At 70.7% G+C, this 14,001-nt stretch carries 18 protein-coding genes and 10 pseudogenes; 21 read left to right on the forward strand and 7 right to left on the reverse strand.

What is annotated here, in order from left to right:
* Positions 1 to 69 precede the first annotated feature (69 nt).
* The 4 genes and pseudogenes from ACZ8AI_RS00335 to ACZ8AI_RS00350 all read right to left on the reverse strand — a co-directional run.
* On the reverse strand, positions 70 to 348 hold the full coding sequence (locus ACZ8AI_RS00335) for an ATP-binding protein (protein ID WP_464855651.1): 279 nt from the start codon (positions 346 to 348) through the stop codon (positions 70 to 72).
* Entirely contained in the window at positions 333 to 1,004 is a 672-nt protein-coding gene (locus ACZ8AI_RS00340; RefSeq protein ID WP_464855653.1) for a sensor histidine kinase, read from the reverse strand. The genes ACZ8AI_RS00335 and ACZ8AI_RS00340 overlap by 16 nt, the downstream gene beginning before the upstream one ends.
* A gap of 262 nt (positions 1,005 to 1,266) precedes the next feature.
* Positions 1,267 to 1,425, reverse strand: a complete 159-nt coding sequence (locus tag ACZ8AI_RS00345) for a helix-turn-helix domain-containing protein (RefSeq protein ID WP_464856330.1) — start codon at positions 1,423 to 1,425, stop codon at positions 1,267 to 1,269.
* 190 nt (positions 1,426 to 1,615) lie between these two features.
* A pseudogene (locus ACZ8AI_RS00350) lies at positions 1,616 to 1,906 on the reverse strand (response regulator); the annotation flags it as partial.
* A gap of 250 nt (positions 1,907 to 2,156) precedes the next feature.
* Between ACZ8AI_RS00350 and ACZ8AI_RS00355 the strand changes: the two are divergent.
* On the forward strand, positions 2,157 to 2,747 hold the full coding sequence (locus ACZ8AI_RS00355) for a GntR family transcriptional regulator (protein ID WP_464856332.1): 591 nt from the start codon (positions 2,157 to 2,159) through the stop codon (positions 2,745 to 2,747).
* 202 nt (positions 2,748 to 2,949) lie between these two features.
* Here the strand turns inward: ACZ8AI_RS00355 and ACZ8AI_RS00360 are convergent, their stop codons facing one another.
* The 3 genes and pseudogenes from ACZ8AI_RS00360 to ACZ8AI_RS00370 form a co-directional block, all read right to left on the reverse strand.
* Positions 2,950 to 3,120: a PTS glucose transporter subunit IIA gene (locus ACZ8AI_RS00360; protein ID WP_464855655.1), complete on the reverse strand. Its 171-nt coding sequence runs from the start codon at positions 3,118 to 3,120 to the stop codon at positions 2,950 to 2,952.
* Between the two features lie 67 nt (positions 3,121 to 3,187).
* Positions 3,188 to 3,280, reverse strand: a pseudogene (locus tag ACZ8AI_RS00365) (PTS glucose transporter subunit IIA); the annotation flags it as partial.
* Positions 3,277 to 3,515 (reverse strand): annotated as a pseudogene (locus tag ACZ8AI_RS00370) (PTS transporter subunit EIIB). The pseudogenes ACZ8AI_RS00365 and ACZ8AI_RS00370, both read right to left, overlap by 4 nt.
* A gap of 657 nt (positions 3,516 to 4,172) precedes the next feature.
* On the opposite strand from ACZ8AI_RS00370, the pseudogene ACZ8AI_RS00375 reads away from it, so the two are divergent.
* The 20 genes and pseudogenes from ACZ8AI_RS00375 to ACZ8AI_RS00470 form a co-directional block, all read left to right on the forward strand.
* Positions 4,173 to 4,662 (forward strand): annotated as a pseudogene (locus ACZ8AI_RS00375) (PTS transporter subunit EIIC); the annotation flags it as partial.
* Positions 4,663 to 5,052: 390 nt separating this feature from the next.
* Positions 5,053 to 5,397, forward strand: a complete 345-nt coding sequence (locus tag ACZ8AI_RS00380) for a metal ABC transporter solute-binding protein, Zn/Mn family (protein WP_464856334.1) — start codon at positions 5,053 to 5,055, stop codon at positions 5,395 to 5,397.
* Positions 5,394 to 5,852, forward strand: a complete 459-nt coding sequence (locus tag ACZ8AI_RS00385; protein ID WP_464855657.1) for a hypothetical protein — start codon at positions 5,394 to 5,396, stop codon at positions 5,850 to 5,852. The genes ACZ8AI_RS00380 and ACZ8AI_RS00385 overlap by 4 nt, the downstream gene beginning before the upstream one ends.
* Complete coding sequence (locus ACZ8AI_RS00390; RefSeq protein WP_464855659.1) at positions 5,834 to 6,016, forward strand: hypothetical protein; 183 nt, start codon at positions 5,834 to 5,836, stop codon at positions 6,014 to 6,016. Before ACZ8AI_RS00385 ends, ACZ8AI_RS00390 begins: the two co-directional genes overlap by 19 nt.
* On the forward strand, positions 6,013 to 6,366 hold the full coding sequence (locus ACZ8AI_RS00395) for an ATP-binding cassette domain-containing protein (protein ID WP_464855661.1): 354 nt from the start codon (positions 6,013 to 6,015) through the stop codon (positions 6,364 to 6,366). Before ACZ8AI_RS00390 ends, ACZ8AI_RS00395 begins: the two co-directional genes overlap by 4 nt.
* A complete protein-coding gene (locus ACZ8AI_RS00400) occupies positions 6,330 to 6,878 on the forward strand; it encodes a hypothetical protein (RefSeq protein ID WP_464855663.1) in 549 nt (182 codons plus the stop codon). Before ACZ8AI_RS00395 ends, ACZ8AI_RS00400 begins: the two co-directional genes overlap by 37 nt.
* 43 nt (positions 6,879 to 6,921) lie before the next feature.
* Positions 6,922 to 7,891 (forward strand): annotated as a pseudogene (locus ACZ8AI_RS00405) (metal ABC transporter permease).
* A 46-nt stretch (positions 7,892 to 7,937) separates the two neighbouring features.
* Positions 7,938 to 8,363: pseudogene (locus tag ACZ8AI_RS00410) on the forward strand (Fur family transcriptional regulator).
* A gap of 177 nt (positions 8,364 to 8,540) precedes the next feature.
* Positions 8,541 to 8,900 carry a hypothetical protein gene (locus tag ACZ8AI_RS00415; RefSeq protein ID WP_464855665.1) on the forward strand — a complete coding sequence of 120 codons (360 nt, stop codon included), beginning with the start codon at positions 8,541 to 8,543 and terminating at the stop codon, positions 8,898 to 8,900.
* Positions 8,901 to 8,921: 21 nt separating this feature from the next.
* The gene (locus ACZ8AI_RS00420; protein ID WP_464855667.1) at positions 8,922 to 9,047 is read left to right on the forward strand and encodes a hypothetical protein; all 126 of its coding nucleotides are present in this window, start codon (positions 8,922 to 8,924) and stop codon (positions 9,045 to 9,047) included.
* Positions 9,019 to 9,636, forward strand: a complete 618-nt coding sequence (locus ACZ8AI_RS00425) for a hypothetical protein (protein ID WP_464855669.1) — start codon at positions 9,019 to 9,021, stop codon at positions 9,634 to 9,636. The genes ACZ8AI_RS00420 and ACZ8AI_RS00425 overlap by 29 nt, the downstream gene beginning before the upstream one ends.
* A gap of 486 nt (positions 9,637 to 10,122) precedes the next feature.
* Positions 10,123 to 10,357 (forward strand): annotated as a pseudogene (gene rpmB, locus ACZ8AI_RS00430) (50S ribosomal protein L28); the annotation flags it as partial.
* A 3-nt stretch (positions 10,358 to 10,360) separates the two neighbouring features.
* Positions 10,361 to 10,528, forward strand: a pseudogene (rpmG, locus tag ACZ8AI_RS00435) (50S ribosomal protein L33); the annotation flags it as partial.
* A 10-nt stretch (positions 10,529 to 10,538) separates the two neighbouring features.
* Positions 10,539 to 10,840: pseudogene (gene rpsN, locus ACZ8AI_RS00440) on the forward strand (30S ribosomal protein S14).
* Positions 10,841 to 11,136: 296 nt separating this feature from the next.
* Positions 11,137 to 11,414 (forward strand): annotated as a pseudogene (locus ACZ8AI_RS00445) (HU family DNA-binding protein).
* Between the two features lie 181 nt (positions 11,415 to 11,595).
* A complete protein-coding gene (locus tag ACZ8AI_RS00450; RefSeq protein ID WP_464855671.1) occupies positions 11,596 to 11,958 on the forward strand; it encodes a hypothetical protein in 363 nt (120 codons plus the stop codon).
* A gap of 358 nt (positions 11,959 to 12,316) precedes the next feature.
* Positions 12,317 to 12,616, forward strand: a complete 300-nt coding sequence (locus ACZ8AI_RS00455; protein WP_464856336.1) for a CopD family protein — start codon at positions 12,317 to 12,319, stop codon at positions 12,614 to 12,616.
* Positions 12,613 to 12,951 carry a hypothetical protein gene (locus ACZ8AI_RS00460; protein WP_464855673.1) on the forward strand — a complete coding sequence of 113 codons (339 nt, stop codon included), beginning with the start codon at positions 12,613 to 12,615 and terminating at the stop codon, positions 12,949 to 12,951. The genes ACZ8AI_RS00455 and ACZ8AI_RS00460 overlap by 4 nt, the downstream gene beginning before the upstream one ends.
* A gap of 12 nt (positions 12,952 to 12,963) precedes the next feature.
* Positions 12,964 to 13,503, forward strand: a complete 540-nt coding sequence (locus tag ACZ8AI_RS00465; protein ID WP_464855675.1) for a cytochrome c oxidase assembly protein — start codon at positions 12,964 to 12,966, stop codon at positions 13,501 to 13,503.
* Positions 13,504 to 13,584: 81 nt separating this feature from the next.
* Positions 13,585 to 13,890 carry a hypothetical protein gene (locus ACZ8AI_RS00470; RefSeq protein WP_464855677.1) on the forward strand — a complete coding sequence of 102 codons (306 nt, stop codon included), beginning with the start codon at positions 13,585 to 13,587 and terminating at the stop codon, positions 13,888 to 13,890.
* Positions 13,891 to 14,001: the final 111 nt, after the last annotated feature.

Consider the following 14,001-nt stretch of genomic DNA (forward strand, 5'->3'; position numbering starts at 1 on the left):
GCGTGAACCGTGGTGGCCGATCGGCCACCGGCGCTGGCCCGCAGGATGACCCGGCAGGGCGGGGCGACGTCAGACGGGTCGCGCAGCCGGGACGTGCTCGACGGGCAGCCGCAGGTGCAGGGCGAACCCGTCGTCCGGTTGCGGACCGGACTCCATGTTCCCGCCGAGGAGCGACGCCCGCTCGCCGAGGCCGATCAGCCCGAGACCCGACCCGGGCAGCTCGAGGCGGTCCGAGCGTGCTGGGCCGTTCACGACGTCGACCAGCACGTGCTCGCCGTGGATCCGTCCGCTGACCCGGACGGTGGCGTCGGGGGCGTGCTTGCGGACGTTGGTCAGGCCCTCCTGCACGAACCGGTAGACGGCGCGCTGGAGCGGCTGCGCCAGGGTGTCTGGCAGGTCGACGGTGCAGCTGGTCTCGAGGCTGCTCTCGGCGACGAGCCGCGGCAGGTCGGCGAGCACCGGCTGTGGGGCGATCTCGCGGTCGGTGCCGCCGGAGGCGCGCGGAGCACCTGGACCATCTCGCGGAGCTCCTGCAGGGTGACGACGCACAGCTGCCGGATCGTCCGCGCGAATCCACGCTCGGCCTCGTCCCGCCCGGCCATCTGCATCGCCCCGGCCTGCACGGCGATGAGGGTGACCTGGTGCGAGACCACGTCGTGCATCTCCCGTGCGAGGAGTGCCCGCTCACGCGACAGCGCCACCGCCGCGGCCTGTCGGCGTTCGTCCTCCCGGGCCCGGCGGGACTCCGCGAGCTGGTCGGTCAGCCGCGCCTGGGTCTGCACGAGCAGCCCGACGGCGAGCGGGCCGAGCGCGAAGATCAGGGCGTAGACGACCGACACCACGATCTCGTCGAGGGTCTGCGGCGGCCCCACGAACCCGCTGAACCCGACGAACTGCACGAGCGCCGCGAGCAGCATCAGCCACCGGCGGCTGGTGCGCTCGCCGAGGGTGAACAGGGCGACGCTGCCGGCGACCACCGCGGACCCGACGAACAGCCCGGGCATCGTCAGGGCGAACGCGGAGCACCGGGAAGCGGCGGCGGAGGAGCAGGGCTGCGGCCGCGAGCAGTGACAGCCACGTCTCGACGGTGGTCGCGCCCGAGATGTCGAGCACGGCGTCGGCGACGGCGGCGGCGACGAACAGCGCGTCGACCAGCCACCAGGGTGCGTGGTGGGTGCGCGCCCAGCGCAGGCCGGCGTCGACGAGGCGGTCGAGCCTCCCGTCGGTCGCGGTGAGCACACGACGGAGGCGGAGGCCGTCGTCGGCTCAGCCATCCAGCAGTCCCGCCTCGGCCGCGCGCAGCGCGAGCTGGACCTCGGTGGGCACGGCGAACGCGGCGAGCAGGGCGCGGACGTCCTCCTTGACGGTGCCGGTGCTCACCCCGAGTCGCTGTCCGATGTCCGGGTTGCTCGCGCCGTCGGCCACCAGGCGCAGGACGGCGTGCTCGCGCTCGGAGAGCGCCGGGTGGTGGCGTGGCCGCCGATGTGCGTGCAGCGAAGAGCCGCGTGCGGTCGACGCCCGGTGCCAGCACGACCCCGCCGCGGGCGAGGACGCGCACGTACTCGGCGAGGCCCTCGGGGTCGGTGTCCTTGAGCAGGAACCCGGCGGCGCCGAGCTCCATCGCCTGGCCGACGTACTCGTCGGTGTCGAACGTCGTGAGCATCGCGACCGCCGGTGGGGCGTCGAGGGTCTGCAGCTCGCGCAGGACCTCGAGCCCGTTGACCCGCGGCATCCGCACGTCCAGCAGCACGACGTCCGGCGCGTGCACACGGATGACCTGCACGGCGTCGACGTCCCCGGTGGTGGCCACGACCTCGATGTCCGGCGCAGCGCCGAGGATGAGCTCGAAGCCGTAGCGGACGAGCGTCTCGTCGTCGACGATCACCACGGTTGTCACGGCCGTCATCTTGTCATGTGCATTGGCGTTCCGAGGGGGACTCGCTACTGTGAAGGGAACTGGTCATGTCCGCGCATGACCACCACCCAGGACCAGCGACGGAGCACGAGGGACGCATGACGAGCCGCATCACCGAGGGTGCCGAACCGAAGCACCAGCAGTTGCGGCGCATCCTCCTCGAGCTCGCGACGTCGCGGCTCGCACCGGTGCCGCGATCCCGTCCGAGCGTCAGCTCATCGCCGAGTACGGGGTCTCCTGCATCACGGTGCGCGAGGCGCTGGGCCAGCTCGTCAACGAGGGCTACCTCGAGCGCGTCCGCGGCAAGGGCACGTTCGTCGCGCACCGTCCCGTGCAGTCCACGCTCCACCTCGCGTCCTTCACCGAGGAGATGCGCGCGATGGGGCACGTGCCGACGACGGTGGTGCTCGTGCGCGAGGAGAAGGTCCCGCCGATGGACACCGCCGCCGCGCTGCGGCTCGACGCCGACGTCACGGCCTTCCACGTGAAGCGGCTGCGGATGGCGGACGGGGCACCGGTGTCGATCGACGACGCGTGGCTCGTCGCCGACGCGCTCCCGGGGCTGCTCGACCACGACCTGTCCGGCTCGGTCTACTCGATCATCGCGACGGAGTACGGCACGCCGATCGACCGCGCCCAGCAGACGGTGGCGGCGAACCCGGCGGCGGACGACGTCGCGACGCTGCTCGGCACGAAGACGGGGGCGCCGGTGCTGGAGTTCGACCGCGGTCGTACGCGGGGAGCGCCCCGTGGAGCACACTCCCGCAGCTGGTACCGCTCAGATCGGTACCGGGTGCAGATGGAGGTCACCGCCTCGCAGGCGGTCGCCTGACCCGTCGTCGCCGACCTGGAGGCACGGCTCGGCCCCGCCCGTCGGGTCACGACGAGCGGGGCCGGGTCGGTACTGCTGCGCCTACGCCTCGAAGAGGGTGTCGCCGTCACGGACGGTCGTGCCGACCGTGTCCTGCGGGATCGAGTCCGGCGTGGAGCCGAGCACCACGACGGGGCAGATCGGGAGTAGCCGGCGGCCGAGATCACCGACGGGGTGAACCGACCACGGGGTCCCCGGCGCTGACGGTGTCGCCCTCGGCCGCGAGGAGCTCGAAGCCCTCGCCCGCGAGCTTCACGGTGTCGATGCCGACGTGCACGAGGACGTCCGTCCCCGCGGCGCCCTGCAGCGCGAACGCGTGCGGGTGCAGCTTCACGATCGAGGCCGTCGACGGGAGCCACCGCGGTGACCGCGCCCTCGACGCCGGTCGGGTCCACCGCGACGCCCGCGCCGACGAGCTGCCCGGCGAAGACCGGGTCAGGGACGTCGGCCAGCGAGACGACCGGGCCCGCGAACGGGGTCCGGACGCTCGTCACAGCTCGTCCTGGATGTCCTGCGCGAGGTTGTCGGCGATGGTGCCGACGATGACCTGCCAGCCGGGTGCCGCCACCGACGATGGGCTCGGCGCCCGCGGCCTGGAGCGCGGCTTTTGTCGACGAGGTCGCCGTCCTCCACCTCGACGCGGAGGCGCGTGATGCAGCCCTCGACCTCTTCGATGTTGTCGGCGCCACCCAGCGCGGCGATGATGTCGGCTGCCTTGATGTCGGCCATCGTTTCCTCCTCGTTAAGGGTTCTCGTACCAGGTTGACACCGGACCGGTCTCGGTTCAGACTACGGAACTGGTCAGCGACCGGACAGGACCGACCTGGCGAACACCGCCGAGGTTACCTGCGCTGGCTGCACGACTCAACTCACTCACCCCGACAGCTCCACCCAATGACGAGAGGACCTCCGATGAGCGCCACCACCGCCACGGACGTGCCGGTGAAGAAGAAGCCGAAGAAGCAGTCCAGGCTGTTCGCGCAAGCGCAGCGCCTCGGGCGGAGCCTGCTCCTGCCGATCGCGGTCACGCCGGCCGCCGGCATCCTGCTGCGCCTCGGTCAGTCCGACATGCTCGGCGCGATCCCCGGCTTCGAACAGGGCGCGACGATCATCGCCGCTGCGGGCAACAGGTGTTCACCTGGCTGCCGCTGCCTTCGCGGTCGGCATCGCCATCGGGTGGGCGAAGAAGTCGGACGGCACGACCGCGCTCGCGGCCGTCGTCGGGTACATGGTCATGTACCAGGTGTTCGCGGCGATGTCGCCGATCGTCCTCGCCGGGGTGAAGGACGCGAACGGCGACCAGGCCACGATCAACTTCGGTGTCCTGGGCGGCATCGTGATGGGTCTCGTCTCGGCGGTCAGTGGGAGAAGTTCCACCGCACGAAGATGCCCGACTCCCCCCCCCCCCTCCTCGGCTTCTTCTCGGGCCGTCGTCTCGTTCCGATCCTGACGGCGGTCGCCGGCCTGGTCATCGCCGTGCTGATGTCGTTCGTGTACCGCTACTTCGACATCGCGCTGACCGCTGCCGGTCAGGCCGTGGCGGACAACGCCGTCATCGGCGGCGGCATCTTCGGGTTCGTCAACCGCATGCTCATCCTGATCGGGCTCCACCAGCTGCTCAACTTCTTCCCGTGGTTCCAGCTCGGCAGCTTCACCTCGGACGGGGTCACGTACCACGGTGACATCGCGCGCTTCCTCGCCGGTGACCCGACCGCTGGCATCTTCCAGGCCGGCTTCTTCCCGATCATGATGTTCGCCCTGCCGGCCGGTGCGCTCGCCATCTGGCGCAACGCCAAGCCGCAGAACCGCAAGCTCGTCGGCGGCATCATGCTCCGCCGCCCTCACGTCCTTCGTGACCGGCATCACGGAGCCGCTCGAGTACTCGTTCATGTTCGTGGCGTTCCCGCTCTACATCATCCACGCGGTCCTGACGGGCACGTCGCTCGCCCTGGTCAACGCCCTCGGCATCCACGACGGGTTCTCGGCGTTCTCGGCCGGTGCGATCGACTACGTGCTGAACTTCGGCAAGGCGGACGAGGCGATTCTGGCTCATCCCGATCGGCCTCGGGTACGCGGTCGTCTACTACTTCCTGCTCAGCTTCGTGATCAAGAAGTGGAACCTCCGCACCCCTGGGCGCGAGGAGGACACGATCGCCGAGAACACGATCGACGCGGCCACCAAGCCGTAGTCGCGGGTTCTTCATCACGGGAGGCGCGGTGCCAGCTGGCACCGCGCCTCCTGTCCGTCTGGCGGCTGATACTGGTTTTGACAACCGTTATCAAGAAGCCCTACGCTCGAGCACATGCACAACCGCCTCCTCGCCCTGCCGCTCGTCGCCGGCGCCGCCGCGCTCGTCCTGGACGGGCTGCGCGATCCTCGCCCTCGTCCGGTGACGCCTCGAGCGACGGCACGATCCGGGTCGTCGCCTCCACCAACGTCTACGGCTCGATCGTCGAGTCGATCGGTGGTGACCACGTCTCCGTCACGAGCATCCTGAACGACCCGTCGCAGGACCCGCACCTCGTTCGAGTCGAGCGCGAAGACGCAGCTCGCCGTGTCGAAGGCCGACCTGCTCGATCGAGAACGGCGGCGGGTACGACGACTTCATGACGACGCTCGCCGACGCCTTCGACGACGAAGGCGGACACGATCAACGTCGTGAAGCTCGCCTTCGGGCTCGACAAGGGCGGGGACGCCGAGTTCAACGAGCACGTCTTCTACAGCTACCCGACGATGGTGAAGTTCGTCGCCGACGTCTCGAAGCGGCTCAGTGCGCTCGACGAGGGCGACGCGAAGACGTTCCAGGAGAACGCGGTACCGCCCTGACGACGAAGCTCGAGGGGCTCGAGTCCGACACCGCCGACCTCAAGAAGACCCACGACGGCGAGAAGGTCGCCTACACGGAGCCGGTGCCGGGCTACCTCTTCGACGCGATCGGCCTCGACAACGTCACCCCCGAGGCCTTCTCCGAGGCCATCGAGGAAGGCGACGACGTCCCGCCGGCCGCCCTCAACGACACCCTCAAGCTGCTCAGCCAAGAAGCACCGTGCAGCTTCTCCGCCTAGCAACGACCAGGACCCTCGAGCCCGAGACCGAGCAGGTCAAGAAGGCCGCCGACGACGCGGGCGTCCCGGTGGTCGGTGTCACGGAGACGCTCCCCAAGGGGCAGGATTACGTCTCGTGGCAGCAGGCGAACATCGACGCGGCGGTGGCGGCGCTCCAGAAGTGACCACCGTCTCCCCTTCGGACCTCCGAGCTGACCGCCACTGCCCAGCGCGGCAGTGGCGGTTCCGTCGTGCTCGGCACTCCGCGACGCCGGGCTCGCAATGCGGGGAGCGCCGGCTCTGGTCGCACCTCGACCTCGACCTGGCGCCCGGCGAGTTCGTCGCCGTGCTCGGCCCGAACGGTGCCGGCAAGACCTCGCTCCTCCGCAACTGGGTCCTCGGCCAGCAGCGGCCGACGAGCGGCACGATGTCGTTCCTCGGCCAGCCGGCTCCGCCGTGGGCACCGGAAGATCGGCTACATCCCGGCAGCAGCGGCTCATGGACGCCGGCACCCCGCTCCGTGCGCGGGACATGATCGCGCAGGGCGTCACCGGCTCGCGCTGGGGGATCCCTGCCCGCCAGCGTCGCGCGGAGCGCGCCCGGATCGACCGGATCCTCGACGAGGTCGGCGCGACCGAGTTCATGGACGCCCCGGTCGCCGAGCTGTCCGGCGGCGAGCAGCAGCGCACCCGCGTCGGGCAGGCCATCGCCGCCGACCCCGCGCTCCTCCCTCTGGTGACGAGCCGCTCGAATCTCGCTCGACCTGCGGCACCAGCAAGGTGTCACCGAGCTCATCGACCGGCAGCGTCGGGCAGCAGGACGCCGCCGTGCTGTTCAGTGACCCACGACGTGAACCCGATCCTCGACGTCGTCGACCGCGTCCTCTACATCGCCGGCGGCCGGTTCCGGATCAAGTCGCCCGATGCCCAGGTCCTGCGCGCCGACGTGCTGAGCGACCTGTACGGCACGCCCGTCGACGTCGTGCGGACGATGGGCTGGATCGTCATCGTCGGTGCGAACGAGGCCGCGGTACGACTACTACTGTGACCCGGACCCGCACGCACCGGAACCCGACGAAGGGGCGGATCTGATGGACGTCTGGTCGACGGTCTTCTCCTTCCAGTGAGTTCGCCGGCGAGCATTCTCGTGCTCGTGCAAACTCGATCTGGGCAGGAGCGGTGCTCGGCGTCGACGGCGGGCTGATCGGCTCAGTTCGGCGTCGCCTGGAACATGCCGTTCGCGGTGCACGGCATCTCGGAGCTCTTCCTTCGCGGGGGCGTCCGCGTCGCTGCTGCTCGGCGTGAACGTCGGCTTCACGGGTTGCTCGTCGGGTCTCGTCGTCGCGGCGCTGCTCATCGGCCTGCTCGGCTCGAAGGCCCGCGACCGGAACTCGATCATCAAGCCGTGCTCATGCCGTTCGGGCTTCGGGCTCGGTATCCTCTGCCTCGCGCTCTACAAGCGGTCGCGCGGCGAATAGCCCGGGCTGCTGACCGGGCAGATCGTGTCGGTCGACAACCCGCAGCTGACCTTTCCCTTCGTCATCGCCGCCATCGTCGTGGTGACGCTCCTGGTGATCTGGCGCCTGCTGATGTTCTCGTCGGTCGACCCCGACGTGGCCGCGGCCGCCGGTACAGTCCCCGTGCGTGACCCTGGCGCTCGTCTTCATGCTCGCCCTCGGCCTGGCGACCGCCGTCTCCGTGCAGATCGTCGGTGCCCTGCTGGTGCTCTCGCTGCCGGTCACCCCGGCGGCGGCGGCGCTCCGGCTCAGCTCCCACCCGGTCGTCGTGCCGATCCTGTCCACGGTCTTCGCCGTCGTGTCGGTCGTCGGCGGCATCTCTGCCGGCACTCGGTGGCGGGCTGCCGATCAGCTCCCTACGTCACCACGATCTCGCTTCGTGATCTGGGTCGTCTGCCGCATCGTCGGCGGACGGAAGGACCGCCGTGGACAGGGACCGGATCGCGGACCGCGACCAGCATCGACGGGGCGCACCCCGCGCCTCCAGTCCGCATCTCCGGACCCGTCCTCGGACGCGGGCCGCAAGGAAGGAGTGACCGCATGAACGCCGTGCAGAAGCCGAAGCGGAACACCCGCAGCAGCGCGAAGCCGTGCGCACCGCGCTGTCGAGCACCGAGGGGTTCGTCAGCGCGCAGGCGCTCCACCAGCACCTGCGTGGACGACGGCTCCACGATCGGGCTCGCCACCGTGTACCGGGCGCTCTCCGACCTGGCGACCGAGGGCGACGTGGACTCGCTGCAGCAGGACGGCGAATCGCTGTACCGGGCGTGCACGACCGACAAGCACCACCACCACCTCTACCTGCCGGAATCCGCGGCCGGACGGTCGAGATCGAGTGGGCGGACCCGGTCGAGCGGTGGGCACAGGACGTCGCGGCCGCGAACGGGTTCACCAACGCCAGCCACGTCGTCGACATCTTCGGCGAGTGCGCCGACTGCACCGGCGGCCCGCACCGGGGCGTAGGGGCCATCCGCGCCGACGTCGACCGGTACGGTCGGTCCGAGGGGGACGGATGAACGACAGCATCACCACGTGGGGTGGCACGGCGTCGGCGGCACGGACGCGCCGCCGCTGTTCGTCGTGCGGCGACCGCGTCGGCACGGCCTCGGCTTCGAGGTGACCGGCTGGGCGGTGGTCCTCGTCGGCGTCGTGACCGCACTCGGCGACGTGCAGCTCCGGCAAGCCCACCGCGCTTGCTCTTCGCTGGCTTCTCGGTGTTCTTCATCTGCGGGGCCGGTGGCCTGCTCGTGCTGTGCGGCCTGCTGCTCGCCAGCGCTCGCGGTGCGCGGGTAACGACGACCACCTCGACGTCCGGGTCGGGCTCGGGCGGACCCGTCGCGTGGACGCTGCGGACGTCGTCAGCCTCCGCTTCGCTCCAGCAGTCCGCCGGCGGCGGGGCCGACGTTCACGAGGCTGACCGCGCGAACGCCCGGCGGCGCAAGCTCTTCTCGGTCTTCACCGTGTACCGCGGGTACGCCGAGCTCGCCGAGTGGCTGGAGACACGGTGCCCGGACGCCTGGCGGGAGTGGCCGCGACCCGACCGGTGTCGGTGACGACGAGTAGTCTCCCGCAGCATGCACGTCATCCTGGCGCCCGGATTCTGGCTCGACGCGAGCGCGTGGGACGACGTCGCCCTGCCGTTCGAGCGGGCCGGACTACTCGGTCGAGGCGGTGACCCGCGACGGCGACACCCTCGATGAGCAGGTCGCGGCGAGTCCTGCGCGAAGCTCGACGACGTCGCCTCGCCGGACGAGCCCGTGGTCCTCGCCGGGCACTCCGGCGCGGGCCCGGTCGCGTACATGGCGGCGGACCAACGCCCGTCGCTCGTCGCGCACCTGCTCTACGTCGACATCGTTCCTCGGACCCGAGGGCGGGTGCGTCAACGACGAGCTGCCCGTGGTCGACGGCGGCGCTCGTGCCGCTGCCGCCGTGGGACGTCTGGGAACCGGCGACCGTCCGGGGCATGACCCCGGAACTGCGCGAGGCGTTCGAGCACCGGGCGATCCCGAGCCCGCGGCGGTGCTGCCGTCCGACCGCTTCCACTACTCTGACGCTGCTCGGCACACCATCCCCGCGACCGTCATCACGTGCGAGATCCCGGCGACGGACGCTCGCCACGATGGTGGCCGACCACCTAGACCTGGGCGGCCGAGCCTCGTCGCGACCGAGGACCTGTCCATCGTCGGCCTCGAGACCGGGCACTGGCCGATGTTCACCGCGCCGGAGCAGCTCGGTGCGCTCATGCGTGCAGGTAGCGCTGGCACCGAAGCTGGTCCGGACGGGCCGTAGCGCCAGACCGGTTGTCGGTGCCCCGCCCCGCCCGCCCCGCGCGCCCCGCCCGCCCGCCCGCCCCGCCCGCCTCAGGCCGTCGAGGGAGCAGGAATCCGCCGGGTCGCGGCGGGCTGAACGCGACGTTTTCTTCGCCCCCTCGACGGGGCGGTGGGCGCGGTTCACGAGGCCACGGTGGCTGGCGGGGCGTGGCGCGGGTCGGGCCTCCCGGAAGGGCGGCGCGGCTTGCGACACGCCCGGTCGTCGCGTAGTGTTGACCCCTGGTCCGCCGTGCTCGCGTGGCAGACTCCGTTGTTCCAAGCCCTCCGACCGTCGCGAACGCCGCGGTCGCGCGGTGCTCACGGCCTCCTTCGACAGGGTCCGGGCGGGCCTGGGCGGCGCGTAATAACCCCCTCGCATCGTCACCTGGTGACCATGCGCGTGCGTGCCAGGCAGTGAACTTGGGTGCGGCCGATCGGTCGCACGGTACCCTTCAGTGAGGAAACCATGGCAGCAGTAAGCCAGGTGACCGGCGCCGTTCCCGGCTTCGGTCACAACATCTCGCACTCGCACCGCCGGACGAAGCGTCGCCTTTGACCCGAACGTGCAGAAGAAGACGTACTACGTGCCCTCGCTTCGTCGTAACGTCACGCTCACGCTCAGCGCGAAGGGCATCAAGGTGATCGACGCACGTGGCATCGAGTCCGTCGTCAAGGATCTCCTCGCCCGTGGGGAGAAGATCTGGATGGCCAAGAAGGGTCAGGACGTTCGTCCGATCATCAAGCTCCGCTCGACGGCGGGCACCGGGTTCACCTACGTGACCAAGAAGAACCGTCGCAACAACCTGGACCGGGTTCTCGTGCTCAAGAAGTACGACCCGGTGATCCGCAAGCACGTCGACTTCCGTGAGGAGGCGCTAAAGCATGGCGAAGAAGAGCAAGATCGCGAAGAACAACCAGCGTGCCGTCATCATCGCGCGCTACGCCGAGCGTCGTCTCGAGCTGAAGAAGGCCCTCGTGGACCCGAACGGCACCGACGAGTCGCGCGAGGCCGCCCGTCGGCTGCAGAAGCCCCGCGCGACGCGTCGCCGGTCCGCTACCGCAACCGCGACGCCATCGACGGCCGCCTCCGTGGCCACCTCGGTGAGTTCGGCATCAGCCGTGTCCGCTTCCGCGACATGGCCCACCGTGGCGAGCTGCCGGGCATCACGAAGAGCCCCTGGTAAGCACCATCCCCACTGAACGCCCCGTCACCCCAGTGGTGACGGGGCGTTCGTGGTTTCGGGGGACATCTTCGTCACATCGGTCACTCTGGCCCCGCTGGTACCCCGACAACCCCCGGAAATCCGGGCGAGCTCGGAGGGTTTCGTCCCAGGTGGCTGGTACGTCTCGACTCCGGTTCCGCCAGGGCTCGCGCCCATCGGCACTGAAGCACGGGGCATCTGCTCCGGGCGCCGGACGATCCGTCGTCCGACCGATACTGCAAGAAGTCCGAGGAGTACATCCAAGGCCTGACAAGTCCCTGAACCGCACCGAGCTCTGTCGCTGCCGTCGCCGCTGAGTCCGGCCAGAGCCAGGCCACCGTCAACGGCGTCGTCGACGCACTCTTCCTCCGTCGTCTCCGGCCTCGGTCGCCGAGCCGGCACAAAGGTCACGATCCCCGGTTGGATCGCCTTCGAGAAGACCCACCGCGCCGCTCGCACCGGCCGCAACCCGCAGACGGGTGAGGCCATCGAGATCGCCGCGAGCGACCTGGTCAAGGTCAGCGCCGGCTTGAAGCTCAAGGCCGCCGCCAAGTAAGACTGTTTCCGCGAACGAGAGGACGGCTTCGGTCGTCCCTTCGTCGTCGTTCCTGGGAGCGGTCGCGTCGGCTCGCGTCGTTCCCGTGGTGCTCCTCCACAGCCTGGAGGCGCGGATCGCGCCCCACAGGCCGCCCCGGCCGATTCCCGCTGCCGGGACGGGCAGCGCCTAGGCTTGACGGGTGAATCGGATCGCGCGCATCGCCGGCCCCGCCGTGCCGCTGCTCGTCGGGTTCGCCCCTCCTCGTCGGCACTCGTCATCGGGGGTGGTGCGGACGCCGCGCTTCATCGCCGACCCCCTGCGGACGCTCGTCCGCTTCGGGCTGCCGATCGCCCGCCTGGCCGTCGACCTCTCCGCCGCCGCGACGATCGGCGGACTCGCCCTCGCCGACCGTCGGATTGTCACGGTCCGCGCCCGAGTGGAACCGCGCCATCGACATTCGCCGCGGGAGCCGCCGGCGTCTCGACCGTCGCGTCGGCCGTCGCCACGTTCTTCGACGCTCCTGAGCGTCAGCTGGGTCGAAGATCACCCTGGACGGACTTGAAGCTCGGGCAGGTCGATGGGGGTGTTCCTCACCGGCACGGACCTCGGCCTTCGCGTGGCTCGTCACGGTGCTGGTCGCCGCGGTCGTCACCGTGCTCTGCTTCGCCGTGCGCGGTCGTGGCATGGTCGCCCTCGACGGCCGGCGTCGCGATGATCGGGTTTCATCCCGCTCGCCCAGCAGGGCCACGCGGCGGGGACGGCCAGCCACGACGCCGCGGTCACCGCGCTCGGCCTCCGTACCCTTGGTCGGTGCGGCGCTCTGGATCGGCTGACTCCGTGATGCTCGTGCTGCTCCGGCCGGTGCTCGACCGCGGCCGGCTCGCCGTCGTCGTCGGCCGGTACTCGAGCATCGCGCTCGGCTGCTTCGTGCTCGTCGCGGTGTCGTAGGTCGCACTGCGCAGGTCCGCGTCGGTGTGCTCGGCAACCTGTTCACCCCGTACGGCGTGCTCGTGCTGGTGAAGATCGGCGTGATCCCGGCGATCGGGGTCCTCGGTGCCGTGCAGCGACGGCGGGCCATCCGAGCGCTCACCGTCGCTCCCGAGCGTCGGCGTCCGTTCTGGCTCCTGATCGTGGCGGAGCTCGCCGTGATGGGCGTCAGCGAGCGGCTTCGCGGCGGCGCTCAAGGCGCACGGCCACGCCGGTCGACCAGATCGCGTTGAGCAAGACGACTGACCCGTCCCCGGCCGAGCTCCTGACCGACGGACATCCTGCCGCACGCTCCGGGCGCGTGGGGATGGCTCACCGCGTGGAACGTCGACCTGTTCTGGCTGATGGCGGCCGTGCTGCTCGCCGCGACGTACGCCGCGGGGATCGTCCGGCTGCGTCGGCAGGGCGTGCACTGGCCCGTGCGGCGGACCGGGGTCGCCGCCGGCATCGCGATCGTCTCGCTCGTCGTCGCGACCTCGGGGTCCTTGCACACCTTCGACCGCTTCCCCGTCTCGGCGAACGTGGGGCGCACCTGCTCCTCGGGCTCGTCGTGCCCGCGCTCATCTAGGCCGCGGCGCCGGTGCAGCTCATCCGGCCGGCGGTGCACCCCCGCGACGACGACAGCACCGGCGTCCGCGAGTGGACGGGCGTCCTGCTCGACAACGCGGCCGTCCGCTACCTCGCGCAGCCGTTCCCGGCGTTCGTGCTCCTCGCCGGTATGTCCGGTGGGGCGTTCTTCGTGACGGACGCCCTGCGCTGGTTCGTGAGCGACTCGACCGGTCGGACCGTGATCGACGTGGCCTTCCTGCTCGTCGGTCTGCTGGCGGTGCCCGCGCTGCTCACGCCGATCGCCGCGGGCGCTTCGCCGTGCGACGTCGCGGTGGCGTGGCGGTGCGGATCGCGGGTGCGGTCGTCGTCGCCGCCGGACTCGTCTCCGCTCGGCATCGCGTTGCGCGGGCCGCTCGGGCTGCTGCAGGCGTCGTGGTTCGGTGCGATGGGTCACACGTGGGGCCCGGACCTGGTCGTCGACCAGGCGCGCGCCGGTCTGCTGCTGATCGTCGCCGGGGCCGTCGTGCTCGTCGTCGGCCATCGCGGTGGTGCTGGTGTGGCTCCGCCGTGACCGTGACCGTGCCGGTGCCGGTGCCGGTGTCGGTGTCGGTGTCGATGACGGTGCCGGTGCTCCCGCCGCCGGATTCGCCCTGTGAGGAGTCGCACCCGCACGGACGTCGCACCCCCGCACACTGGGGCGCATCGTCCACACCTGGGCGCGATCCGGAACGGGGCCGCCGAGCGCGACGACGAGACCGACCTCGACGGCGGCAGCGACGACGCCGTGCACGGCAGCAGGGACGGACGCATGATGAGCATCGAACTCAGCGCCGAGCAGCGTGCGGCCTTCGAGTACATCGAGCACACCCGCGACCACGTGTTCATCACCGGCCAGCGGGGACTGGCAAGTCGACGCTCCTCAACCACCTGTCGTGGAACACCGAGAAGCAGGTCGTGATCTGCGCGCCTACGGGGGTCGCTGCGCCTCAACGTCGGCGGCCAGACCATCCACTCGCTCTTTTCCGGCTGCCGATCGGGCTCATCGCCGACGCCGAACTCCGACAGGGGC

The organism is Curtobacterium sp. AC273, assembly GCF_979253735.1.

What these genes read in the sequence shown, in the direction of transcription:
- ACZ8AI_RS00340 (WP_464855653.1), bottom strand. Translation starts at nt 1,004, where the DNA reads ATGCCCGGGCTGTTCGTCGGGTCCGCGGTGGTCGCCGGCAGCGTCGCC.
- ACZ8AI_RS00420 (WP_464855667.1), top strand. Translation starts at nt 8,922, where the DNA reads ATGCACGTCATCCTGGCGCCCGGATTCTGGCTCGACGCGAGCGCGTGG.
- ACZ8AI_RS00400 (WP_464855663.1), top strand. Translation starts at nt 6,330, where the DNA reads ATGGACGCCGGCACCCCGCTCCGTGCGCGGGACATGATCGCGCAGGGC.
- ACZ8AI_RS00385 (WP_464855657.1), top strand. Translation starts at nt 5,394, where the DNA reads ATGACGACGCTCGCCGACGCCTTCGACGACGAAGGCGGACACGATCAA.